The sequence below is a fragment of the Rhodococcus sp. KRD197 genome, from assembly GCF_017168235.1.
Classification (GTDB): domain Bacteria; phylum Actinomycetota; class Actinomycetes; order Mycobacteriales; family Mycobacteriaceae; genus Rhodococcoides.
This window is the reverse complement of the sequence record NZ_JABFAO010000006.1, coordinates 134663-156277: the sequence shown is the minus strand read 5'-3', so window position 1 is coordinate 156277 and position 21615 is coordinate 134663. Positions and strand designations below refer to the sequence as shown.

Sequence of the window (21615 nt, the reverse complement as noted above, 5' to 3'; positions counted from 1 at the left end):
ATGAAGCCGGTAATACCCCGGGCGCGTTCCCTGTCAAACCCCGCTCGCTCTCCCTCATTCCAACTCTGCGGCGAGTTCCATCCACCGCTCCTCGGCGACGTCCTTGTCCGCGAGAACCTTCTTCAGCTCGGTATCGAGCTCGACCAACTTGCTCGTCTCGGTCGCGGCCTCCGCGAGTTCGGCGTGCAACGCGATCTCGCGGTCCGAGAGCCGCACGACGAGCTTCTCGAGCTTGCTCAGTTCCTTGCGCGCGGCCCGCTCCGACGCCGCGTCCTTGACGGCCTTCCTGGTGGTACCGCCGGTGGTGAGCGAGTCCGGAGTCGCTTCCGCTGCGATCACTGCACGACGCCGGAGGTATTCCTCGATGCCGCCCGGCAAGTTGGTGAGCTTGCCGTCGCCGAACAGTGCCCACGTCGAGTCACAGATGCGTTCGATCAGGTACCTGTCGTGACTGATGACGACGAGGGTGCCTGCCCAGCTGTCGAGCAGATCCTCGAGCTGCTGCAGGGTGTCGATGTCGAGATCGTTGGTCGGCTCGTCGAGCAACAGCACGTTCGGCTCGGCCATGAGCACGCGAGTGAGCTGCAGCCGGCGCCGCTCGCCACCGGAAAGGTCACCGACAGGCGTGCGCTGACGGGCCGGGGTGAACCCGAGACGCTCGGCGAGCTGGCCTGCTGAGACCTCCTTGTCCCCCAGGGTGATGCGCTCGGCGACCTCCTTGACGGCGTCGAGCACCCGCAGTTTCTTCGGCAGATCGTCCAGTTCCTGCTTGAGCCACCCGATCTTGACGGTCTGGCCCTGGATTCGTTTGCCCGTTGCCGGCTCGAGTTCGCCGGCCAACGTGCGCAGCAGCGTCGTCTTGCCGGATCCGTTGACGCCCACCAGACCCACTCGTTCACCGGGGGCCAGCCGCCATGTGAAGTCCTTGACGAGCTCACGGCCGTCCGGGGTTTCGAGCCGGACGTCCTCGAGTTCGATGACGATCCGGCCGAGCCTGCGCTGAGCGAACGAGGCGAGTGCGACGGAATCGCGCGGGGCGGGCACGTCGGCGATGAGCGCCTCGGCGGCTTCGATGCGGTACTTCGGTTTGGATGTCCGGGCAGGTGCGCCGCGGCGCAGCCACGCCAACTCCTTGCGCGCCAGGTTCCGTCGGCGTTCCTCGGATGCGTCGGCCTGGCGGGAGCGTTCGGCGCGCGCGAAGATCCAGTCGTTGTAGCCGCCCTCGTAGGTCTCGACGCCGCCGCCGACGACCTCCCAGGTCTGGTTGGCGACAGTGTCGAGGAACCAGCGATCGTGAGTGACGACGACGAGCGCGCTGCGACGACCGACGAGGTGCGCAGCGAGCCACTGCACACCTTCGACGTCGAGGTGGTTGGTCGGCTCGTCCAGCACGAGCAGGTCGAGATCTTGTACCAGCGCAGCGGCCAGGGCGACGCGGCGTCGCTCACCGCCCGAAAGGTTGTCGATGGGGGCGTCGAGACCAGAGCTTCCGGCCGGGCCGAGATCGGCGATGCCGATGCCGGTCAGGATGTTGCGCACCCGTGAGTCACCGGCCCACTCGTGCTCGGCCATGCCCAGCGGATCGAGCACGACCTGTCCGACGGTCGATCCGGGTGGCAGTACGCCGCGCTGCGTCACCACGGCCATCCGCAGGCCACTGACGCGGCTCACCCGTCCCGAGTCCGGAGGTTCGATGCCGGCCAGCACCTCGAGGGTGGTGGTCTTGCCGCCGCCGTTGAGACCGACCATGCCGATCCGCTCGCCCTCCTGAACACCGAGGGACACACCGTCGAGCAGCGGTTTGACGCCGAAGGACTTGGAGACGTTTTCGAGATTGACGAGATTGACCATCAGGTGAAACCAATCGATTCGTTAGTGATCACGCGAGCACCCGGAACGGGGCCGCTCGCAACACGCACGGTGCGGCAGACGCCGGCACCGGACAATTCCGCACCGACCGCCACCGCGGTGCCGGCGTCGGCGCAGAGAAAAGCACAGGTCGGACCGGAACCGGACACGATTCCGGCGAGCGCACCGGCCGTGACTCCGGCCCGCAGCGTCCGGCGCAATTGCGGTAGCAACGATACCGCCGCAACTTGCAGGTCGTTTCCGAGCAGGGGCGCGAGCGTGTGCGCGTCGCCGCTGACGAGCGCATGCATGAGAGCCTCGGGGTCACCGAGTCGCGGCGGATTTCCTTTGGCCCGGAGTTCGTCGAGTTCGGCGAACACCGCGGGTGTCTGCAGTCCGCCCTTCGCGAGCGCCAGGACCCAGTGAAAGCTGTTGCGGGAGAGGACCGGAAGTAGCTTCTCGCCGCGTCCTGTGCCCACCGCAGTGCCGCCGTGCAGCACGAACGGGACATCGCTGCCCAGTTGTGCCGCCAGGTCGGTCAGCTCGGTTCGAGATAGTTCCAGATGCCACAGCGCGTCGAGGGCTACGAGCGTCGCTGCGGCATCGGAGCTGCCGCCCGCCATGCCGCCCGCCACTGGAATGCCCTTGTCGACGGTGATGTCGACGAGTGGTTCGCGGCCGACTGCCTCGGCGAGAAGCACCGCGGCCTTCCACACGAGATTGCGCTCGTCGGTGGGAACGGACTTCGCGTCCGCACCCGTGACGATGACCCGCAGGGCCTGCGAGGGCACCACCGATATCCGGTCCGACAAAGACAACGCCTGAAAGACCGTCGTGAGTTCGTGATAGCCGTCCTCGCGGAGGTCACCGACCGACAGGTGCAGGTTGACCTTCGACGGTGCCCTGACTACGACGGGGCTGTGGACGACTGAGAGCACGAGAGTCAACAGTAGTGGAAATGGTGAACCACGCTGATCGCGGACGACAACTGTCCGCAATTCTTGCGATCATCGATCCATGAGGGAAACGTCGGCACGACTGCTCAAGCTGCTCTCCCTGCTCCAGACACGCCGAGACTGGGCCGGAGCGGACCTGGCCGAGCGCCTGAACGTCACACCGCGGACAGTCCGGCGCGACGTCGACAAGCTCCGGGAGATCGGCTACCCGGTCAACGCGACGGCAGGTGTCGGCGGTGGCTACCAGCTCGGGCCCGGCGCGGAGATGCCGCCATTGCTGCTCGACGACGAAGAGACCCTCGCGGTGGCGTTCGGGTTGCAGTCCGCAGCGGGAGGGGCCGTCGCAGGCATCGGCGAAGCGTCGTTGCGGGCGCTGACGAAGCTCAGGCAGGTGATGCCCTCACGCATCCGGCATCGGCTCGACGCCCTCCGAATCGACGTCGTCGACCGCCCAGCCCGTTCCGCCGTGGACGCGGGCATCCTGTCCGTCGTCGCGGGGGTCTGTCACAACCGCGAGCGGCTCCGTTTCGACTACCGCTCCCACGACGGCACCGAGACGCGGCGCGAGGTGGAGCCGTACAGCCTCGTCCGCTCCGGAGCGCGGTGGTACTTGCTCGGATGGGATCTGCTGCGTCAGGACTGGCGATCCTTCCGCGTCGACCGGTTGACCCCGAAGGTCCCCACCGGTCCACGTTTCACCCCGCGCGCGCTACCCGAGGGCGGGGCAGCGGCCTTCGTCGCGGCTGGGCTGGCCCGACCCTTCACCCAGGTGCAGGCGAGCATTGCCCTGCAGGCGCCGATCGAGACCATCGCACCGATGATCGACGAGCGTTGGGGCACAATCGAATCCGGACCCGACCAGACGTGCACCGTCACCCTGTCCGGCGACTCGCTGGAGTCCATAGCGCACTGGCTCGGCGCATTCGACACCGACTTCACCATCCTCGGTCCGCCCGAGCTCGAAGCGGAATGCATGCGGGTGGCCGAACGACACACCTTCCTCAGCGAGCGCTACCGCGCGAGTGTGCGTCCGCCTTCGTGAGCCCCCCTTTCGGCAGCCCCCTTTCGGCATGAATGGACCACTACAACTGTCTAACCGTTGCGATGGCCCATTCATGCCGAAAAGCAGGGGTGCCAAATCAGGCCTGCGTACCGGCCAGCCTGACGAAAGCTGCGGCATCGAGGGTTTCCCCGCGCGCCGAGGGGTCGATGCCGGCTTCGCGGAGGCGGCGCTCGGCGATCACGGGCGAACCCGCCCAGCCGCTCAAGGCGGCGCGCAGTGTCTTGCGGCGCTGCGCGAAAGCAGCGTCGACGACGGCGAAGACGGCGCGCCGATGCTTGTCGTCCATGGACCACGGGGGTTCGGGATAGCGGTCGAGACGAACGAGACCCGATTCGACCTTCGGCACCGGCCAGAACACCGACCGGCCGACGGAACCGGCGCGCTTGACCGTCCCGAAGAATCCCGCTTTCACGCTCGGTATGCCGTAGACCTTGCTGCCCGGGTCGGCTGCGAGCCGGTCGGCGACCTCGGCCTGGACCATGACGAGCGCTGTCCGCAGCGAGGGCAGCTCGGAGAACAGGTGAATGAGTACGGGCACGGCGACGTTGTAGGGGAGGTTCGCCACCAGCGCCGACGGCGCACCCGGGATGTCCGATGCCTTCACGCGCAGCGCGTCGAATTCGACGACAGTGAGTTGTCCGGCCCGCGACGGGGCGCGCTCGGCTGCCGTCTGCGGTAGCCGCCCGGCGAGCTTGGGATCGATCTCGACGGCGATCACGGCGTCGGCGACATCGAGAAGCGCCAGCGTCAGCGATCCGAGACCGGGGCCGACCTCGAGGACGGTGTCCGCTCCCCCGACCCCCGCGGACGCGACGATGCGTCGCACGGTGTTGGCGTCGTGCACAAAGTTCTGTCCGAGTTGTTTGGTGGGGCGAACGTCCAACTCGGCGGCGAGGGATCGCACCTCCGCGGGCCCGAGCAGCGCCACGGGTTGCCTCACATCTTCCTGCACTGTGGAAACTCTACGCACCCGTCATCGGAGGCCCAGGCGAGACGTGCACGAGGGCCATGCGCCCCATCCCTGCGACCGCTGAGTCACGGTCGCGATGGCGATCTGCTCTTCGCGTGTTGCCAGATCGGCACGGGGTGCGTACTTCAACCCGCCCTGACGCTCCCAGGTGTTCTGGTCGAACTGGACGCCGCCGTAGTAACCGTTTCCGGTGTTGATCGCCCAGTTGCCAGTTGCCTCGCACTGAGCCAACGCGTCCCAGATCGCGCCGTTCTCGACGGGGGGAACTTCGGTGCCGGGCTTGGCGCCGACACGCACGACCTGCGGCTGGGCCGGCACCTTGACGACCTCGTCGACCTTCTCGCGACCGACTTCCTCGCCGTTGACGAGGTTGACTTCCCAGGTGATGTCGGAGATGCCGGGCGCGCCCGGGTTTTCGACGACGGTCCGACTCACGTTCATCGTCGGGTCCTCGATGCGCTCCGCAGGCGGGGTGACGTCGGTGGTCTCGGTTCGCGTCTCGGTGCGGTTGCGGGTAACGATGATCTCGGCGCCGTCGGTGACGGTCTCGTCCGGGCCGGGCGTGACGGTATCGGCCTGCTCGAGCGGCGTGCCGGCCTCTTCGAGGAACTCGGCGACGGTCGGCGCAGCCAGCGTCACCGGCGCGGCCGGTGCTGCCCCGTCGACGAGGGTGACCTGCTTGGGCAGTGCCACTTCGAGGTCGGTTCCCTCGAGGGGCAGGCGCTCACCGCGCGAGGCCGAGACGTGCACGTCATCAGCGAGATCCATTTGCTGCAGTGCTTCGTCGACGGTCAGTGCCGTCGTCCAGATCTGCTCGGGTTCTCCGTCGATGGTGACGGTCAGTTCGCGTGCTCGCCGCAGGACGACGGTCTCGCCGTCCGAGATGGACGAGTCCGGCCCCGGTGCGACGAGGTCCTTCTCGTCCGGTTCGAAGCCCGCTGCCGAGAGCGCTCCGCTGACGTCGGTGCTCATGGTGCTGAGTGTGATCAATTCACCGTCGACGTCGATGGTCACGGTTTTGTGACGAGCTACGGCGGTGGCGCCCCCGACGATCAGCGTTGCCAACAGAGCGGCGACAACGAAGTACAGCGTCATCGACCTGGCGTTGTTTAGGCGAGCAAGACTGGTCAAGTTGCAATCCCTGGATTGTGGAGCGTTACCTTTTCGTGCGGCAAGCCCGTCGGGCGGGTCACGGTACGGTAACGAATCGGTGCACATCTCGCAACTCTGCACCGTTGAGTAACAGTCACACGCCCAGCGAATAGACCCGTTCGGCATTGGCGGTGACGTGCGCGGCGAGCTCCACTGGATCCTGGCCGCGGATCTCGGCGAGCGCGCGTGCGGTGTAAGGGAGGCAGTACGACTCATTGGGTGCGCCCCGAAACGGATGCGGGGTCAAGAATGGCGCATCGGTCTCGACCAGCAGTTGGCCGTCGGGAATGAGCCTGGCGGCCTCTCGCAACGCATGCGCGTTCTTGAAACTGACGGTCCCGGACAGGCTGAGCACGTAACCGGCGTCGATGCACGCGGTTGCCATCTCCGGCCCGGACGAGAAGCAGTGGAAGATGACGGACTCCGGGGCACCCTCTTCGGACAGCACCTTCAACAGGTCCTCGTCGGCCTCGCGATTGTGGATCATCAGCGTTTTTCCGAGCCGTTTGGCGAGGTCGATGTGCCAGCGGAAACCGCCCTGCTGCTCCCGGGCCGTCGCGCAGCCCTCGAGCTTGCCGGGCCAGTAGTAATCGAGTCCCGTTTCGCCGACCGCCACGACGCGCTCGTCGGCAGAGAGTCGCTCGATCTCGGCTTTCACGTCCTCGTCCAGAACGTTCGCCCGGGTCGGGTGAATCGCGGTGGCGGCCCACACCCGCGCATCCCAGTGAGCGGCGTCGACGGCGAAACGCGCGGCCTCGAGATCGTCGGCGACGGTCACCACCCGTGAAACGCCGACGGACTCCGCCCGGTCGAGGATGGCGGCCACGGACGCGGCGTCGACGGCGCCACATGCGTCGAGATGGGTGTGCGCATCGACGAGCCTGTCGAGACGTTCGGGCAATGGCGGTGCGGGGCGGTCTTTGCTCACGCCGATAGAGTAGGCGCACCATGACTGCGCCAGCTGATGCCTCACGGCCCTCCTTCTATGTCACCACAGCCATCGCGTACCCGAACGGTGCCCCGCACATCGGCCACGCCTACGAGTACATCGCGACGGACGTCATCGCCCGATTCAAGCGACTCGACGGGTTCGACGTCATGTTCCTCACCGGGACGGACGAGCACGGCCTGAAGATGCAGCAGACGGCCGTCAAAGAGGGCATCGACGTCCGCGACCTGGCTGCGCGCAACTCAGACGCTTTCGAGGGACTGCAGAAGGCCCTCGGGATCTCGTACGACCGTTTCATCCGGACCACCGATGCCGACCACCTCGAATCCAGCAAGGCGATCTGGACCAAGATGGTCGAGCGAGGCGACATCTACCTCGATACGTACTCCGGTTGGTACTCGGTGCGCGACGAGGCCTTCTACACCGAGGGCGAGACGACGCAGGCCGAGGACGGTACCCGCGTCGCCACCGAGACGCAGACGCCGGTGGAATGGACCGAGGAGTCCACGTACTTCTTCCGCCTCTCCGCCTACCAGGACAAGCTGCTCGAGCTGTACGAGTCCAACCCGGATTTCATCGCACCGAACACGCGCCGCAACGAGATCGTCAACTTCGTCAAGAGCGGCCTCAAGGACCTCTCCATCTCGCGAACCACATTCGACTGGGGCGTCGAGGTACCGGGCGATCCCGACCACGTGATGTACGTATGGGTCGACGCGCTGACCAACTACCTCACCGGCGTCGGGTACCCCAACACCGAGTCGGAGACGTTCGAGAAGTACTGGCCCGCCGACCTGCACATCATCGGCAAGGACATCACCCGCTTCCACACGGTGTTCTGGCCGTCGTTCCTGATGTCCGCGGGCGTCGAACTGCCCAAACGCGTTTTCGTACACGGATTCCTGAACAACAAGGGCGAGAAGATGTCGAAGTCGGTCGGCAACGTCGTCGATCCGTTCACACTCGTCGACGAGTTCGGCCTCGACTCGCTCCGATTCTTCCTGCTACGTGAGGTGTCCTTCGGCCAGGACGGCAGCTACAGCGCCGAGGCCATCGTCACCCGCATGAACGCCGACCTGTCCAACGAACTCGGCAACCTCGCGCAACGCTCGCTGACCATGGTCGCCAAGAACCTGGACGGGAAGGTCCCGACGCCCGGCGCGTTCACCGCCGAAGACGAAGCCCTACTCGCCCGCGCCGACGCGTTGCTCGGCATCTGCCGCCGCGAGTTCGACGTCCAGGCCCTGCACTCGGCGGTCGAAGCGATCTGGTCGGTGCTCGGTGAGACCAACCGCTACTTCTCGCAGCAGGAACCGTGGGTGCTGCGCAAGACCGATCCGGATCGCATGGCCACTGTGCTGTACGTGACGCTCGAGGTGCTGCGCATCGTCGGGATCCTGGTTCAGCCGGTGATGCCCACTGCTGCCGCTCGTATCCTCGAGCTGCTCGGCGATCCGGCGCGTGAGTTCACAGACATCACGGCGCGCATCGTTCCCGGCGAGGCTCTGCCCACTCCGTCGCCCGTGTTTCCCAAGTACGAGGCCAAGTAGGCGCTACGCGCATGTGAGTGAAAATACGCTGCGAACCTGGGTCACTCCGCAGGCTGCGCTCCCGCCTGCTATGTATTTTCACTCACATGCGACGACGTCGCCTTCTCCAACTCCTCGAGCGCGTTCTCGAGGTGCGTCAGGATTCGCTGCAGGTGCGGGACGCTGCGGCGGCAACCGATGAGACCGAAATTGAGTGAGTCACCGTTGCTTGCGACGGTGATGTTGAGGGCCATGCCGTCGGCCACGATGGACGCGGGATAGATTCCGTCGAGTTTGCCACCGTTCCAGTACAGGTCTTCCTTCCTGCCGGGGACGTTGGAGATGATGACGTTGAACGGCGGCGGGGTGTTGGCCACGAAGCCGGGCACGGGCGCAAAGAGCAGGGGCAACAATGCGACAGCTCCGAAGGCCAGCGATTCGAGAGTGTTGAACTCTCGCATCATCTCCTTGCCCCGCGAAGACGAGTCGGTGATGCGCTGCAGCCGGGCCAGGGGGTCGGCCTCGTCCGTGCCCAGGTTGCACAGGATCGCCGAGACGGAGTTGCCCGACTCCTTGTCCTCCCCCGGCTTGCGGAGAGAGACCGGAACCATCGCGACGAGCGGGGCGTCGGGAAGCGCTTCCTGATCGATGAGGTAGCTGCGGAGGGCACCGGAGCACATGGCGAGCACGATGTCGTTCAGTTTGACGTCATATGTCTTCGCTACCGCGGACATCCGGCTGATGGACCAGCTTTCGGCCGCGAACCGCCGCGCACCCCCGATGGGCACGTTGAACATCGTCCGAGGGGCCCGCAGCGGCAACTGCGCGCCCTCGTGGCGTAGCGCGCGCACGCTCAGTCGCGTCACGGCAGGCACGAAGTCCACGACGTCACCGGCGAGTTTGCGGCCGAACGACAACCCGCCGGTGATCTTCGCCAGCGTCGACGATGCCTCCGGACGTTTCTTGTCATGAAAAAGTGACGGATCCCAGGTGGCGACGCCGTTTCGATCGTCGGGATCGGTGGTGAAGGTGTTCAGCATGAGCTTGAGCGCGGAAACGCCGTCGACGAGCGAGTGATGCACCTTGGTGTAGACGGCGATGCGCCCGTCGGCGAGACCCTCGATGATCTGCAGCTCCCACATCGGCCGGTATCGGTCGAGTGGGGTGCCATGGTTGAGCGAAATGAACTGGAACAGTTCACGAATGCGTCCGGGTGCGGGCAGTACGACCCGGCGCACGTGGTACTCGAAGTCGATCTCGGGTTCACGGGACCAGGCGAGGCTGCCCATGACATTGACAGGTCGTCCCGGTCGTTTCCGGAACAGCTCGTGCACGTTCTCCGAGGTGAATTTCTTGTGGATCAGCTCCGCGAACTCGTGCGGATCGCCCGGCGGCACGAATAATTGCAGGCCGCCGACATGCATTGGGTGCTCTCTGGATTCGGCGATCAAGAACATGGATTCGGTAACGGGCATGAGCGCCATGAGCGATAAACTTTCTGCCTGGATTTGATCACAGTGTGACATCGAAGTGACATCGAACACGACCATACGTTCAAGCAACCCGAATCACGGGCTAATGTCCAGGTACTAGGAGTTCCAAGTACCAGGATTGGAGGCGAGGGCGATGAATCCCGTGCTTACCGCACTGAAGCGTCCGCAGCCAGCGCCGAGAAGCGTCTCGACCAGGCTCGACATGGCCGGAAGCAGCCTGCAGTCTCGCGCGCTGGCAACGTATCTACAGTTCACGGTCCGCCCGTTTCTGTCGGTATGGGCCAAAGCCCCCAATCTTCCCTGGCCGATGAGTGTCGTCGACTACGCCGGAATGCTCATGCCACCGCTCAAAGGCACCGATACCCGCAGTGTGATGCTGGCGGAATGCGAGGCCGAGTGGATTCGCGCGGAAGGCGTCGGCAACGAACGCGTCGTGCTCTACCTGCACGGCGGCGCTTTCGTCTGCTGCGGCCTCAACACCCACCGACGGTTGACATCGCGGGTCTCCCAGAGCGTCGACGCACCGGTCCTCTCGGTCGACTACCGGATGATGCCACGCAATCCCATCTCTCATGCGGTGGAAGACGGTGTCGACGGCTACCGGTTCCTCCTCGACTCGGGTTACCGCCCCGATCAGATCTTCATCGCCGGTGACTCGGCGGGCGGATACCTCTCGTTCATGGTGGCGCTGACGCTGCGAGATCTCGGCCTGCCCACGCCGGCCGGCATCTTCACCATGTCACCGCTGACCGATATGGACCCGACAGGCAAGATCGAGCACGCGAACGCGTCGAAGTGCGCGGTGTTCCCTTCCGGTGCCGTGCCCGCGCTGACGGTGCTCGCCGACCGCGTCGAGGCGCGAATCGTCGTCGACGGCCATCGGGGACCGCGGGTTTCGCCCGTCGACGCCGACCTCACCGGCCTTCCGCCCGTGCTCATCCAGGCCGGGTCGACCGAAATCGTCCTCGCCGACGCCGAACTGATGATCGAACGTCTCGAAGCGGCCGGGGTCCACTGCGAATTGCAGGTATGGGAAGACCAGGTCCACGTGTTCCAAGCCGCGGATTTTGTTCCCGAATCACATCACGCACTACGGGAAATCGGTGCTTTCGTGCGTAGTCACAGCGCGTTACCGAACGTAACAGGCACTGCCTGAGATACCTTGACGAACATGGCTGTTACAGGAAACAAAGAGGTCGTCATCGAAGCCGACCCCGCCGCAGTTCTCGACGTTCTCTCCGATGTGGAAGCGCTGCCGTCATGGTCGCCCGTTCACAAAAAGGTCGAAATCGTCGACCGAACCGAGGACGGAAAACCGTACCGGGTGAAGATGGCTGTGTCGATCCTCGGCATCAACGACGATCAGGTCGTCGAATACACATGGTCCGATACCAAGGTCACCTGGGACCTCGTGGAAAGCTCGCAGCAGAAGGCCCAGCACGGCGAGTACACGCTGACCGCAACGGACAAGGGCACACACGTCGACTTCTCGTTGACCGTCGACCCGAAGATCCCGGTGCCCGGATTCCTCGTCAAGAGGGGGACCAAGACCATCCTCGAAGCCGCCACCGAGGGGCTACGTCAACAGGTCGTCGGCTGACCGGTCATTCCGCAGGCTCCACTCGGGCCAACAGGACGGCCTCGTAGAGCTCGCGCTTGCTGACACCGCCGACAGCCAGCTGGACACAGGCGTCCTTCAACCGCATGCCCGACGCCACCAGCTCCTCGACGTCGTCGACGAGATCCTCCGGTTCCGAGGCGACGGGCTGCGCCCCGGCGAGAACGACGGTGATCTCTCCGCGGACGCCGCCGGTGGCCCACGCGGCCAGTTCGCCGAGGGTTCCCCGCTTGACCTCCTCGTAGGTCTTGGTGAGCTCTCGGCACACTGCCGCCCTGCGGTCGCCGCCGAGCACCGTCACCGCGTCGTCGAGGCTGGCTGCGAGACGGTGCGGGGCCTCGAAGAAGACGCAGGCACGCGGCTCGGTCTTCAAGGATTCGAAGAATGTCATTCGCTGCCCCTGCTTGCGCGGCGGGAAGCCGTCGAAGCAGAACCGCTCCACCGGCAGACCGGACAGTGCCAGCGCAGTGGTCACCGCGGATGGACCGGGCAGGCACGTGACGGGGAGGTCGTGCTCGACGCAGGCTGCGACCAACCGGTAGCCGGGATCGCTCACCGACGGCATCCCTGCGTCGGTGACGAGTAGGACGGTCTTGCCCTCGCGTACGGCGTCGACCAGGCCGGGTAGGCGTGCAGTCTCCACCTGGTCGTAGAAGCTGACGACCTTTCCCGTGATCACCACCCCGAGTCCCGACGCGAGATGCTTGGTGCGCCGGGTGTCTTCGGCGGCGACGACGTCGGCCGTGGCCAGTGCGTCGCGCAGGCGTTGGGACGCATCACCCACGTCGCCCATGGGTGTAGCGGCAAGGATCAGCATGCTCCCATCGTCTCTCACTCGGCGCCGACGCCTACGATCGGCATGTGGCCATGTTGACCGAGCGGTTTGTAGTCAGTCCCGGTCCCACGTCCCCTGCAGCCGATTACTACCGGGACCACGACCGACTCCGGGGTTGGATCGTCACCCTCGTCATCACGGTGATCGCTGCGGTCACTCGATTCGCGATGCTGCGATACCCGACGGACGCCGGTACACCCGTCTTCGACGAGAAGCACTACGCGCCGCAGGGCTGGCAGGTGCTGACCGGCGGTGGCGTCGAGGACAACCCGGGCTACGGGCTCGTGGTGCATCCGCCCGTCGGCAAGCAGTTGATCGCCGTCGGCGAGGCCCTGTTCGGCTACAACGGTTGGGGTTGGCGCTTCTCCTCTGCGTTGGCCGGAACGTTGCTGGTGCTCATCGTCGTGCGCATCGTCCGGCGCCTGGCACGATCTACCCTGGTCGGGGCAATCGCGGGCATTCTGCTGATCGTCGACGGCGTTACGTTCGTGTCCTCGCGGATCGGGATGCTCGATATCTTCCTGGCGTTCTTCGTCACCGCGGCTCTGGGCTGTCTGGTCGTCGACCGCGACGAGATGCGTCGGCGCTATGCGACGGTGCGCAGCGAGGGCCGCATGGCGGCGAGCCGCTTCGGGCCCCGAATGGGTGTGCGTTGGTGGCGCTTCGGCGCAGGTGTCCTGTTGGGCCTCGCGTGCGGGACCAAATGGTCCGGCCTGTATTTCATCGCATTCTTCGGGCTGCTGTCGGTGGCGTTCGATGTCGCGGCGCGCCGATCGAGCGGCGTCGAGCGCCCGTGGATCGGCACCGCGGTTCGCGACCTCGGTCCAGCGCTGTACGCGCTGGTCGTCATTCCGGTGGTCGTCTACCTGAGCACGTACACAGGCTGGTTCGCGAGCGAGACCGGAGTGGATCGACACGCCGTCGGCAACGAGATCGGCACCGGTGGGCCGTTCTCCTTCGTGCCGGCCGCGCTGCGGTCGCTGTGGTACTACAGCGGCAATGTGCTGACGTTCCACTCGAGCCTGACCAACTCGGCCGGCAACGTTCATCCGTGGGAGTCCAAGCCGTGGACGTGGCCGATGGGGCTGCGTCCGATGCTGTACTACTTCGCCGATGGCGGCACAGTCGAAGGCTGCTCGGCGAACACGTGTGTGAAGGCGATCATGCTGATCGGCACGCCCGCGATGTGGTGGCTCGCGGTGCCGATGCTGCTGTGGTCGCTGTGGATGGTGTTGGTTCGCCGCGACTGGCGATTCGCGGTGGTCCTCACCGGCTACGGCGCCGGCTTGCTGCCCTGGTTCCTCACCCTCGACCGGCAGATGTACTACTTCTACGCCGTGACGTTGGCGCCGTTCATGGTGATGGGTTTCGCGCTCGTTCTCGGCCAGACCATCGGCCGCGCGCAGGCGTCCGCCGAACGACGCGGCACCGGGTTCATGCTGGTGAGTCTCTACCTGGCACTCGTGATCGCGAATTTCGTGTATCTGTGGCCGATTCTGACGGCGATGCCGATCACGCCCGAGCTGTGGCAGCAGCAGCTGTGGCTCCCGAGTTGGCGGTAGGCGCTTCGCGCATGTGAGTGAAAATACATAGAGGGCTATGTATTTCCACGCACATGCGCCGAAGGCGCCTACATGCCGAAACTGGTCTTGCCGCCGAGGGCATTGTCGAGGCTGATGCGTCCGGCGCCGACGGCAGCCAGCACGAGCGCGCCGACGCCGAGCGCGACTACCAACTCGTATCCGCCTTCGCCGACGAAGACTCCGTTTTCGTAGTGCACGAAGACGAATGCTCCGAGCATGTTGAGGAACAGCAGAATCCCCACGATCGGGGTGAAGATGCCCAGGAGGAGGGCAGCTCCGCCGACCAGTTCGACGAAGGTCGCGAAGTACGCGGAGATCTCGGGGAGCGGTATCCCCATCCCCTCGAATCCGGCCTTGGTGGCATCGAGGCCGTTGGTGTCGAATTTCTGCCAACCGTGCGCGATGAATACGACGCCGAGGCCGATGCGGGCAACGAGCGTTGCGATGTCTCGGAAAATGGACGAGTTCATGTCAGATCCTTCGGGCGCGACGATGAGAACTCGCCAACCCTGACACGCCCGAGTTGAAGCGTCAACTCACCCTCGTATGGCCCTGCTCACGAAGTCGAGAATCTTGTCGTCGTCGAGGCCGAGCGCGCGGAGTTCGGCAACATACGCGGTCGCGGCTCGACCCGCGCTGTCCTCCGTCGGATCACCGCCCGAGGAGATGAACGTCCCGAGCCGTCCACGAGCCTCGATGACGCCCTGCGCCTCCAACTCCCGGTACGCCTTGGCCACCGTGTGCGGCGCTATGCCCAATTCCTCGGCCAGCCCGCGAACGGTGGGGATCTTGGTCTCGGCGATGAGCGCACCCGTGCGAACCTGCTCGAGAATGCCCGCACGCAGTTGCTCGTACAGGGGTGTCTTCGACGACGGGTCGACGTGTACTCGCATGATTCGAATCTAGACCGCTTCGATTGCATCCTCGATGCGCGTCTCACCGGACGTGAGCATCAAGGTCTTTCCTGCCGTGGACGGAGACTGCAGCAAAGCGGCGATGACGGCTGCAACGTCGGCGCGCGGCACCGTGCCACGCTCGAGCGGCGGCGCCGACAGTGCGATGTGCCCCGTGGGATCCTCGTCGGTGAGTCCGCCGGGCCGAAGGATCGTCCACTCGAGGTCGCTGCGGCGTTTCAGGTCCTCCTCGGCTGCGGTTTTCGCCTCGATGTAGGCCTTCCAGGTGTCACCGGCATCATCGGGGACGCGTTCACCGGCACCGAACGAGCTGATCTGCACGAACCGCTTCACTCCGGCCTTCTCGGCGGCGTCCGCGAGAAGCACCGCGGCACCGCGGTCGACGGTGTCCTTGCGTTCGATGCCACCCGACGGCCCCGCGCCAGCCGCGAACACGGCGGCATCGGCGTCGTTCATGAGCGCAGCAACGTCGTCCACCGAGGCCGTTTCCATATCGATCATCTCGGGCAGAGCACCCAACGCGGTGACGGCAGAGATGTGGTCGGGATTGCGTATCAGCGCCACCGCCCGATCACCGTGCGCAGTAAGCACCTGGATGAGGTGCTGCGCGATTTTTCCGTGTCCTCCGGCAATTACTACTCGACGATCAGTCATGTCGATCGCCTACCCAGCGAGCATCGTCGACAAACTCGCCGCGCCAGGGCGCGTCAAGGCACCAGTGAATCTCGCGATACCGGGCACGACATACATCTCGGACCGCCGCGGCCCGATCCGAGTTCGGAACCACTGATCCGCAGCACCTCGATTCCCGACGCCTCGAGCCGGGCGTTGGTCTCGACGTTGCGCTCGTAGGCGACGACGACGCCGGGCGCCAGCGCTAGCGTGTTGTTTCCGTCGTCCCACTGCTCCCGTTCGGCGGTGACATGGTCGAGGCCGGTGTCGATGACCCGGAGTTTGCCGATACCCATCGCGTCTGCTGCGGCGGTGAGGAACGGATCGGCTCCGCGGATGGACACACCGTCGTCCTCGCTGCGAATCGTGAACGCGGACAATGTGTGTTGGATCGCCGGGTACATCACGACGGCGTCGACGTCGACCATCGTGCAGACTGTGTCGAGGTGCATCGATGCTCGCTCCTGCGCGATCGGAACCACGAGTACGGTGTGGGCGAGTTTGTCCTCGAACAGGCTGCGCGCCAGGGCCTCCGCGCCGGCCGGTGTGGTCCGCTCCCCGACCCCGACCGCAACGACTCCTGGCGAAAGCAGCAACACGTCGCCGCCTTCGACCGGAGCCGTCCTCGACTCGTATGCGCGTCGCACTCCCAGAAACCTGGGGTGAAAGGCGTAGATGAGATCGGTGAGCGTGGTTTCCCGCAGCCGAGCGGGAAGCGCCAGCGATGTGATCGCGACACGGTTTCCGATCCAGAACGACGAGTCGCGGGTGAAGAGCAGGTTCGGCAGCGGGTCGATGACGAAGTCTGCGCCGTGGTGCATTCGGCGTACCAGCGACGCACCACTGAGTTCGGGTTCACCGCTTTCGGCGGCGAGAAGCTCGTCGAACGTCATTCCTGCCATCAGAATCGAGGCCAATGCGTCGGCAGGCACGCCGCGCAGGTGGGTGGTGAGATCGCGGGCGAGTGCCCGGCCCAGGCGACGCTCGTTGACGGCCGCCGAGATCCCCTGCATGCGAGCGGCCCCGCTCACCGTCATCGCTTCGGTGAGCAGATCGCCGAGCAGCAATACCTCGACACCGCGGCCACGCAGCAACTCGGCGAAGGTGTCGTGCTCCTCCTGCGCCCTGTCCACCCACGGCACACCGTCGAAGAGAAGTTGGTCGTTGTTGCGCGGCGTCAGACGCCGAAGCTCGTCGCCGGGGCGGTGCAACATCACCGTGCGAAGTGTGCCGACCTCCGAGTCAGCGCCGAGTTCTGCAGTCATCCCGATACGGTAACGCCCCGACCGGTCGTTCTGCAGGGTCGAGGGCGATCACTCGGCGACGAACATCGGTCTGCCTGCCACCGGGTCGGTGATGATCCGAGCGCGGACCCCGAAGACGTGCTCGAGCAGGTGCGCTGTGACGACTTCTGCTGGATGGCCGTCGGCGACGATCGCGCCATCACGCAGAGCCACGATCCGATCACTGTAGCGCGCAGCCTGATTGAGGTCGTGGAGCACCATCACCACCGTCTTCCCGTGCGTCCGAACCAGGTCGACGACCAATTCCAGCAAATCGATCTGATGACGGACATCGAGATAAGTCGTCGGCTCGTCCAGCAGCAGAATCTCTGTCTCCTGCGCCAATGCCATTGCAATCCAAGCGCGTTGACGCTCGCCGCCCGAGAGTGAATCGAGTTTTCTCTCCGCGAAGGTTTCGATTCCGGTCAGCGACATCGCCCGCTGCATCGCCTCGTCGTCGCACCGCCGCAGCATCGACAGGGCTCCGAGCCGAGGGTAACGACCCTGCTCGACGAGTTCGCGTACCCGCAGTCCCGGCGGTGCGACGGCGGTCTGAGGGAGGATCGCGAGGCGGCGAGCTATGTCGATCGACGATCGCTCACCGAGGGGGGTGCCGTCGAGCCGGACAACCCCGCAGCGGGGCCGCAGAACCCTGGCCAGCGCCATCAGCAGCGTCGACTTACCGGACCCGTTGGGTCCGACCAACGCGGTGACGGTTCCTCTTTCGACTGCGAAGTCGAGGTGTTCGGAGATCACCCGGTTGCGGTAGCCGAGCGACAGGTCGACGGTGTCGAGAATAGGTACAGCAATGCCCTCGGTCATCGTGCTTCCTTCCTGATCAACCAGATGAGATAGGGCGCACCGAGGAGAGCCGTCACCGCGCCCACGGGAAGTCCGGACACATTCGGACCGCTGCCCGGGAGATCGAGGGACACGCTGAACGCGAGCAGGTCGGCCGCCGACAGCAGCACGCTGCCCCCGATCATGCTGACGGGAATGAGGTCGCGATGGTCGCCGCCGACCACGGCCCGCGCAGCATGAGGTGCCATCAACCCGACGAACGCGACGGCACCGGCCGCGGTGATCGCCGTCGCCGCCGCAAGCACCGCAATGCCGAGCAGCAGCAGGCGCGTCCGATCGGGATGAATGCCCAGACCGGTCGCCGCGGTGTCGCCGAGCACGAGCACATTCGCGCGCGATGCGCATAATAGCCCCGCCGGAATCAGGAGAATTACCCAGGGCCACAATTGATTCCAGTCATCTTGGGTCCTGGCGTTGAGCGAGCCGATCAGCCATCTCAACACCACACCCATCGGCTGGGCATCGACGACGAGGAGCAGTGAGGTCACCGCGGCGAGAACGGCGCCGATGAGAATGCCCGCGACGGCAAGTGATCGACGCCCCAGTGCATACAGCGCGATTCCGGCGGCGGCGGCACCGAGCAGAGCCGCGATATGCGCGCCGTATTGCCCGGAGAAGAGCAGGATCGACACCACTACGCCCAATGCGGCACCGGAGCCCACGCCCGTGGTGGACGGTTCGGCCAATGGGTTTCGCATGACCGCCTGCAGGAGCACCCCGGACAGTGCCAGCAATGCGCCTGCTGCGAGTCCGACGAGTACGCGCGGCAACCTGTACTTCCAGACGATGATCTCGTGCGCCCGTATCTCGGAGGTGCCGGTCAGTACTCGTATCGCATCCGACGCCCCCAGCTCGCTGCGGCCCGAGACGACATGCGAGACGATCAACCCGGTGATGCACGCGAGGCCGAGCAGCACGATGAACCGCATCTTCACCGGGCATGGTCCTGCCTGCGTAGCGCGAGCAGCAGAGCGGGAACACCGATCAACGTGGTGGTGATTCCCACTGGAATCTCGATCGGGTAGAGCGCGATTCGAGACACCAGGTCCGCGCTGGCAAGGAGCAGTGCGCCGAGGATCGGCGTCAGCACGAACACCCGTCGTGAACTGGCCGTGCGCAGTATCCAGCGGGCGAGGTGCGGGGCCAGCAGCGCAACGTACGCGACCGGTCCGCATACCGATGCCACCGCTGCCGTGAGTACGGCCGCGCACACCAGGGCCATCACCCGGGTGGGGACCACGGAGATGCCGAGACCTGCAGCGACGTCGTCGCCGAGTGCGAGTGCAGCAACTCGATGCCGCAGGATCAATGCGACCGGGATGAACACGATCAGCCACGGCGTCACGACGCCCAGATGTGGCCAGCCTCGCTCGCTGAGGCTGCCGAGGAGGTAGCGGAATAGCAGCGGGAGATTTCCTTCGGTGCCGAGGCTGACGAGAGCGATGACCATTCCGGAGGCGAGTGCGCTGACGGCCGCACCGAGCAGCACCACCCGGGTGGGATCACTGGTGGGCCCGACGGCTGTGATCACCGCGGTGCCTGCGACAGCGGCACCGAACAGGGCGAGGTACGGGAGGGCTGCGAGGGGCGCCGGGATGGCGAGCACTGCCACGGCCGTCAGGGCGACGGCTGCGCCTGCGGAAACACCGAGGATCTCCGGTCCTGCAATTCTGTTTCGCAGCACATCCTGCATCAACGCGCCGGCCAGTCCGAGCGCGGCGCCACCGAGAAGACCGAGCAGGGCTCGCGGCAACCGCACCACCGCGACGTGGGTGTGCAGGGGATTCGACGCGTCCATGAGGGCTTGCACCGCATGTGCCGGGCCGACGGTCGGGTCGCCGAGGCACAGCGCGAGCGCAACGAGCCCAATGGCGGCGCAGATACCCAGGGCAAGCAGGCCTCTATCGCTAATGGTTATCATTTCGCATCACATCATTCTGCAAGGGAGATTCCATGCGCAAGTTGCTCGCTTCACCCCGACCCAGAGCGCTGGGCTTACTCGCCGTCGCGGCGTGTGTCCTGACAGCCTGCGGTGGTGGTGGGTCCGAACCCGACACCGACGCCGCCGCTACCACAGCCGATTCGGCGATCACCGTCACCGACGATCTCGGATCCGTAGTCACCTTGGATGCGCCCGCGGAGAGGATTGCGTGCCTGACACTCATCTGTGTCGATGCACTGAAAGAGGTCGGCATCACCCCGGTTGCATATCGGGAGGATCTCGCCCTCGATCCCCGCTACGCCGGTCCCGATGCAGAGATGCGCAAGATCACCGGCAGCTTCGGGGAGGAGAACGTGGAGGACATAGCTCTGTCGGAGCCTGATCTGGTCATCGGCCTCGGTGGAGTGCAGGACGGCCTACGAGGTGCCGTGGAGGAGGTCGCCCCGATGTACCTGGTCAACCCCGCCACCTGGCAGGACTCGGTCGAGTTCTTGCGTACCGTCGGCGAATTGACGGCCAGGCAAGCCGAGGCGAATGCCGCTGCCGAGGCCTTCACCGCAGAGGTCGAGGCAGCCGCTGAGCGACGAAGCGAGGTGACGACACTGTCGATGTACGGCGAACCGGGCAGCCTCGGGGTCGACTCCGTCGCCACTCCGGTCGGATCGCTGCTCGCGGAGGTCAGCAACTACCCGTGGCAGGCCGGGACCGACGCATTTGCCACGGTCTCGGTGGAGCAGATCGCTGCTGTCGATCCGGATGTAGTTTTTGCGCAGGCATTTTCGTCAGGATCCGACAGTGAGCCGTTGTCGGATCGACTGGCCTCCAATCCGCTCTGGGCCGGCATTTCGGCGGCGCAGAACGATCGAGTGATCGAGGTGGATGCGGGCGTGTGGGCAACGGGTCGCGGAACGGTCTCGTTGCGGATGGTCCTCGAGACGGTGATGGCGGAACTCGACAGGAACTGACTCCCTTATTGAAAATGATTGTCATGTGTCGTAGGGTTGCGTTGCTCGACTCGTTCGAGCAACACGAATCGGTTGCGCAGCAAACGGTTTCCCAACAGGAGAAGGAGCACCATGAACGACAACGATCTGTTCCGTTCGATTCAGGCACCCGTGTCACTCGCGACGCACTCCGCTGGCCACAGCAACGCCCTGGTGGAGAACCCCTTCGAGGACACCGAGAGCACCGAGGACTGATCCTGTCGGAGGCCTGCGCACGTGGTGCGCAGGCCTCCGCCCAGGGCGACATCATGCATCTCGCACCCAGAACCGAACTCTACGAATCCGATTCGAGCTTCGTACTCCGTACCGCCGACGACGAACACTTCGCACTGTCACTCGGCTGTGACGAGTTCGACGAGCTCGCAGCGGCATTGTCGAGCAACACGCCGCCGGAGTCCGACAGACCTCGCGCCGCACTGTCTGCCTTGATCGCCGCGGGGCATGTGTCGGTGGATGATTCGGTGGAGGCCATCTCGGTGGAAGGCAGTGGCCGATTGGCCTCGGCGCTGACCGGTCTCCTGACGCGCACCGGCTCTTCGCTACTGCCACCGGGAGAGTCCACCCGATCCATAGCCGTGAGTGATGACGAGGCCGAGACACTCACGCCTGGCGGGCACATCTCGTGCTTCCGCGACGGGAACCTGTCCGTCATCGTTCCCGACGGTGTGCAGTTGACCGATGTCCGAGCACGTCGCGCCGCATCGAGCCTGCATCGACGCCGCATCGAAGACGGTTACGCCCCGGTCCCCCATGGCCGACGGTTGTCCTCACCTGTCCACCCGATGTCCGTTGCGTCCGCTGAGTTCGTCGCTGCACAGGTGATGGCCGAGATGTTCTTCCCGACGGCGGCGCCGCATCGAGTGACGGCAATCGACTTGCGCACCCTGCGCGTGTCCTGTCATCCCGTTCTACCGATGCCGGAACCGCCGCGGTGACGCCGCAG

22 protein-coding genes are annotated in these 21615 nt (G+C 65.4%); 8 read left to right on the top strand and 14 right to left on the bottom strand.

All coding sequences use genetic code 11. From position 1 onward, the window contains the following. Nucleotides 1–54 precede the first annotated feature (54 nt). Nucleotides 55–1851 (bottom strand): ABC-F family ATP-binding cassette domain-containing protein, encoded by a 1797-nt coding sequence (locus tag J1M86_RS13140; RefSeq protein ID WP_075837221.1) that lies wholly within the window; start codon nucleotides 1849–1851, stop codon nucleotides 55–57. Continuing rightward, nucleotides 1851–2786 (bottom strand): 4-(cytidine 5'-diphospho)-2-C-methyl-D-erythritol kinase, encoded by a 936-nt coding sequence (locus tag J1M86_RS13135; protein WP_206510212.1) that lies wholly within the window; start codon nucleotides 2784–2786, stop codon nucleotides 1851–1853. The genes J1M86_RS13140 and J1M86_RS13135 overlap by 1 nt, the downstream gene beginning before the upstream one ends. Nucleotides 2787–2865: 79 nt before the next feature. Between J1M86_RS13135 and J1M86_RS13130 the strand changes: the two genes are divergently transcribed. After that, a complete protein-coding gene (locus J1M86_RS13130) occupies nucleotides 2866–3846 on the top strand; it encodes a YafY family protein (protein WP_206510211.1) in 981 nt (326 codons plus the stop codon). A 97-nt stretch (nucleotides 3847–3943) separates the two neighbouring features. Here the strand turns inward: J1M86_RS13130 and rsmA are convergent, their stop codons facing one another. From rsmA to J1M86_RS13115, 3 genes are all read right to left on the bottom strand, one after another. After that, nucleotides 3944–4819 (bottom strand): 16S rRNA (adenine(1518)-N(6)/adenine(1519)-N(6))-dimethyltransferase RsmA, encoded by an 876-nt coding sequence (gene rsmA, locus J1M86_RS13125; protein WP_206510210.1) that lies wholly within the window; start codon nucleotides 4817–4819, stop codon nucleotides 3944–3946. A gap of 21 nt (nucleotides 4820–4840) precedes the next feature. Continuing rightward, entirely contained in the window at nucleotides 4841–5968 is a 1128-nt protein-coding gene (locus J1M86_RS13120) for a resuscitation-promoting factor (RefSeq protein ID WP_206510209.1), read from the bottom strand. A 115-nt stretch (nucleotides 5969–6083) separates the two neighbouring features. Beyond that, nucleotides 6084–6917 carry a TatD family hydrolase gene (locus J1M86_RS13115; RefSeq protein WP_206510208.1) on the bottom strand — a complete coding sequence of 278 codons (834 nt, stop codon included), beginning with the start codon at nucleotides 6915–6917 and terminating at the stop codon, nucleotides 6084–6086. A gap of 20 nt (nucleotides 6918–6937) precedes the next feature. Here J1M86_RS13115 and metG point away from each other — a divergent pair, with 20 nt between their 5' ends. After that, complete coding sequence (gene metG / locus J1M86_RS13110) at nucleotides 6938–8488, top strand: methionine--tRNA ligase (RefSeq protein WP_206510207.1); 1551 nt, start codon at nucleotides 6938–6940, stop codon at nucleotides 8486–8488. A gap of 68 nt (nucleotides 8489–8556) precedes the next feature. On the opposite strand, the gene J1M86_RS13105 is transcribed toward metG, so the two are convergent. Beyond that, complete coding sequence (locus tag J1M86_RS13105; protein WP_206510206.1) at nucleotides 8557–9951, bottom strand: wax ester/triacylglycerol synthase family O-acyltransferase; 1395 nt, start codon at nucleotides 9949–9951, stop codon at nucleotides 8557–8559. A gap of 142 nt (nucleotides 9952–10093) precedes the next feature. On the opposite strand from J1M86_RS13105, the gene J1M86_RS13100 reads away from it, so the two are divergent. Together J1M86_RS13100 and J1M86_RS13095 are read left to right on the top strand one after the other, a co-directional pair. Further along, complete coding sequence (locus J1M86_RS13100) at nucleotides 10094–11116, top strand: alpha/beta hydrolase (RefSeq protein ID WP_241260030.1); 1023 nt, start codon at nucleotides 10094–10096, stop codon at nucleotides 11114–11116. Between the two features lie 15 nt (nucleotides 11117–11131). Further along, nucleotides 11132–11560 (top strand): SRPBCC family protein, encoded by a 429-nt coding sequence (locus J1M86_RS13095; RefSeq protein WP_206510204.1) that lies wholly within the window; start codon nucleotides 11132–11134, stop codon nucleotides 11558–11560. A 4-nt stretch (nucleotides 11561–11564) separates the two neighbouring features. Here J1M86_RS13095 and rsmI read toward each other — a convergent pair whose 3' ends face one another. Then, nucleotides 11565–12395, bottom strand: coding sequence for a 16S rRNA (cytidine(1402)-2'-O)-methyltransferase (gene rsmI, locus J1M86_RS13090; RefSeq protein ID WP_206510203.1), 831 nt, complete (start codon nucleotides 12393–12395; stop codon nucleotides 11565–11567). A 50-nt stretch (nucleotides 12396–12445) separates the two neighbouring features. On the opposite strand from rsmI, the gene J1M86_RS13085 reads away from it, so the two are divergent. After that, nucleotides 12446–13975 carry a dolichyl-phosphate-mannose--protein mannosyltransferase gene (locus J1M86_RS13085; protein ID WP_206510244.1) on the top strand — a complete coding sequence of 510 codons (1530 nt, stop codon included), beginning with the start codon at nucleotides 12446–12448 and terminating at the stop codon, nucleotides 13973–13975. A 68-nt stretch (nucleotides 13976–14043) separates the two neighbouring features. Here the strand turns inward: J1M86_RS13085 and J1M86_RS13080 are convergent, their stop codons facing one another. From J1M86_RS13080 to J1M86_RS13050, 7 genes are all read right to left on the bottom strand, one after another. Further along, entirely contained in the window at nucleotides 14044–14466 is a 423-nt protein-coding gene (locus tag J1M86_RS13080) for a DoxX family protein (protein ID WP_075837227.1), read from the bottom strand. Nucleotides 14467–14532: 66 nt separating this feature from the next. Further along, nucleotides 14533–14889 (bottom strand): GntR family transcriptional regulator, encoded by a 357-nt coding sequence (locus J1M86_RS13075; protein WP_075837228.1) that lies wholly within the window; start codon nucleotides 14887–14889, stop codon nucleotides 14533–14535. Between the two features lie 9 nt (nucleotides 14890–14898). Beyond that, nucleotides 14899–15564, bottom strand: coding sequence for an NAD(P)-binding oxidoreductase (locus tag J1M86_RS13070; RefSeq protein WP_206510202.1), 666 nt, complete (start codon nucleotides 15562–15564; stop codon nucleotides 14899–14901). A 53-nt stretch (nucleotides 15565–15617) separates the two neighbouring features. Beyond that, nucleotides 15618–16847, bottom strand: a complete 1230-nt coding sequence (gene arcA, locus J1M86_RS13065) for an arginine deiminase (RefSeq protein WP_075837230.1) — start codon at nucleotides 16845–16847, stop codon at nucleotides 15618–15620. A gap of 48 nt (nucleotides 16848–16895) precedes the next feature. Continuing rightward, nucleotides 16896–17687: an ABC transporter ATP-binding protein gene (locus tag J1M86_RS13060; RefSeq protein ID WP_075837231.1), complete on the bottom strand. Its 792-nt coding sequence runs from the start codon at nucleotides 17685–17687 to the stop codon at nucleotides 16896–16898. Next, nucleotides 17684–18655 carry an iron ABC transporter permease gene (locus tag J1M86_RS13055; RefSeq protein ID WP_241260051.1) on the bottom strand — a complete coding sequence of 324 codons (972 nt, stop codon included), beginning with the start codon at nucleotides 18653–18655 and terminating at the stop codon, nucleotides 17684–17686. The genes J1M86_RS13060 and J1M86_RS13055 overlap by 4 nt, the downstream gene beginning before the upstream one ends. A 2-nt stretch (nucleotides 18656–18657) precedes the next feature. Continuing rightward, on the bottom strand, nucleotides 18658–19647 hold the full coding sequence (locus J1M86_RS13050; RefSeq protein WP_206510200.1) for an iron ABC transporter permease: 990 nt from the start codon (nucleotides 19645–19647) through the stop codon (nucleotides 18658–18660). Between the two features lie 32 nt (nucleotides 19648–19679). Between J1M86_RS13050 and J1M86_RS13045 the strand changes: the two genes are divergently transcribed. The 3 genes from J1M86_RS13045 (at nucleotide 19680) to J1M86_RS13040 (ending at nucleotide 21607) form a co-directional block, all read left to right on the top strand. Further along, on the top strand, nucleotides 19680–20633 hold the full coding sequence (locus tag J1M86_RS13045; RefSeq protein ID WP_206510199.1) for an ABC transporter substrate-binding protein: 954 nt from the start codon (nucleotides 19680–19682) through the stop codon (nucleotides 20631–20633). Between the two features lie 111 nt (nucleotides 20634–20744). After that, complete coding sequence (amiA, locus tag J1M86_RS26375; protein ID WP_241260029.1) at nucleotides 20745–20867, top strand: streptamidine family RiPP; 123 nt, start codon at nucleotides 20745–20747, stop codon at nucleotides 20865–20867. A gap of 53 nt (nucleotides 20868–20920) precedes the next feature. Beyond that, entirely contained in the window at nucleotides 20921–21607 is a 687-nt protein-coding gene (locus J1M86_RS13040) for a hypothetical protein (RefSeq protein WP_206510198.1), read from the top strand. The last annotated feature ends 8 nt before the right edge of the window (nucleotides 21608–21615 follow it).

Bases quoted from the DNA above. Each gene is read 5' to 3' on its own strand.
- J1M86_RS13050 (WP_206510200.1), bottom strand. From the start codon at position 19,647: ATGATAACCATTAGCGATAGAGGCCTGCTTGCCCTGGGTATCTGCGCC.
- J1M86_RS13095 (WP_206510204.1), top strand. From the start codon at position 11,132: ATGGCTGTTACAGGAAACAAAGAGGTCGTCATCGAAGCCGACCCCGCC.
- J1M86_RS13075 (WP_075837228.1), bottom strand. From the start codon at position 14,889: ATGCGAGTACACGTCGACCCGTCGTCGAAGACACCCCTGTACGAGCAA.
- J1M86_RS13140 (WP_075837221.1), bottom strand. From the start codon at position 1,851: ATGGTCAATCTCGTCAATCTCGAAAACGTCTCCAAGTCCTTCGGCGTC.
- amiA (WP_241260029.1), top strand. From the start codon at position 20,745: ATGAACGACAACGATCTGTTCCGTTCGATTCAGGCACCCGTGTCACTC.
- metG (WP_206510207.1), top strand. From the start codon at position 6,938: ATGACTGCGCCAGCTGATGCCTCACGGCCCTCCTTCTATGTCACCACA.
- J1M86_RS13060 (WP_075837231.1), bottom strand. From the start codon at position 17,687: ATGACCGAGGGCATTGCTGTACCTATTCTCGACACCGTCGACCTGTCG.
- J1M86_RS13040 (WP_206510198.1), top strand. From the start codon at position 20,921: ATGCATCTCGCACCCAGAACCGAACTCTACGAATCCGATTCGAGCTTC.
- J1M86_RS13070 (WP_206510202.1), bottom strand. From the start codon at position 15,564: ATGACTGATCGTCGAGTAGTAATTGCCGGAGGACACGGAAAAATCGCG.
- J1M86_RS13085 (WP_206510244.1), top strand. From the start codon at position 12,446: ATGTTGACCGAGCGGTTTGTAGTCAGTCCCGGTCCCACGTCCCCTGCA.
- J1M86_RS13130 (WP_206510211.1), top strand. From the start codon at position 2,866: ATGAGGGAAACGTCGGCACGACTGCTCAAGCTGCTCTCCCTGCTCCAG.
- J1M86_RS13100 (WP_241260030.1), top strand. From the start codon at position 10,094: ATGAATCCCGTGCTTACCGCACTGAAGCGTCCGCAGCCAGCGCCGAGA.
- J1M86_RS13105 (WP_206510206.1), bottom strand. From the start codon at position 9,951: ATGGCGCTCATGCCCGTTACCGAATCCATGTTCTTGATCGCCGAATCC.
- J1M86_RS13045 (WP_206510199.1), top strand. From the start codon at position 19,680: ATGCGCAAGTTGCTCGCTTCACCCCGACCCAGAGCGCTGGGCTTACTC.
- arcA (WP_075837230.1), bottom strand. From the start codon at position 16,847: ATGACTGCAGAACTCGGCGCTGACTCGGAGGTCGGCACACTTCGCACG.
- J1M86_RS13055 (WP_241260051.1), bottom strand. From the start codon at position 18,655: ATGCGGTTCATCGTGCTGCTCGGCCTCGCGTGCATCACCGGGTTGATC.
- rsmI (WP_206510203.1), bottom strand. From the start codon at position 12,395: ATGCTGATCCTTGCCGCTACACCCATGGGCGACGTGGGTGATGCGTCC.
- J1M86_RS13080 (WP_075837227.1), bottom strand. From the start codon at position 14,466: ATGAACTCGTCCATTTTCCGAGACATCGCAACGCTCGTTGCCCGCATC.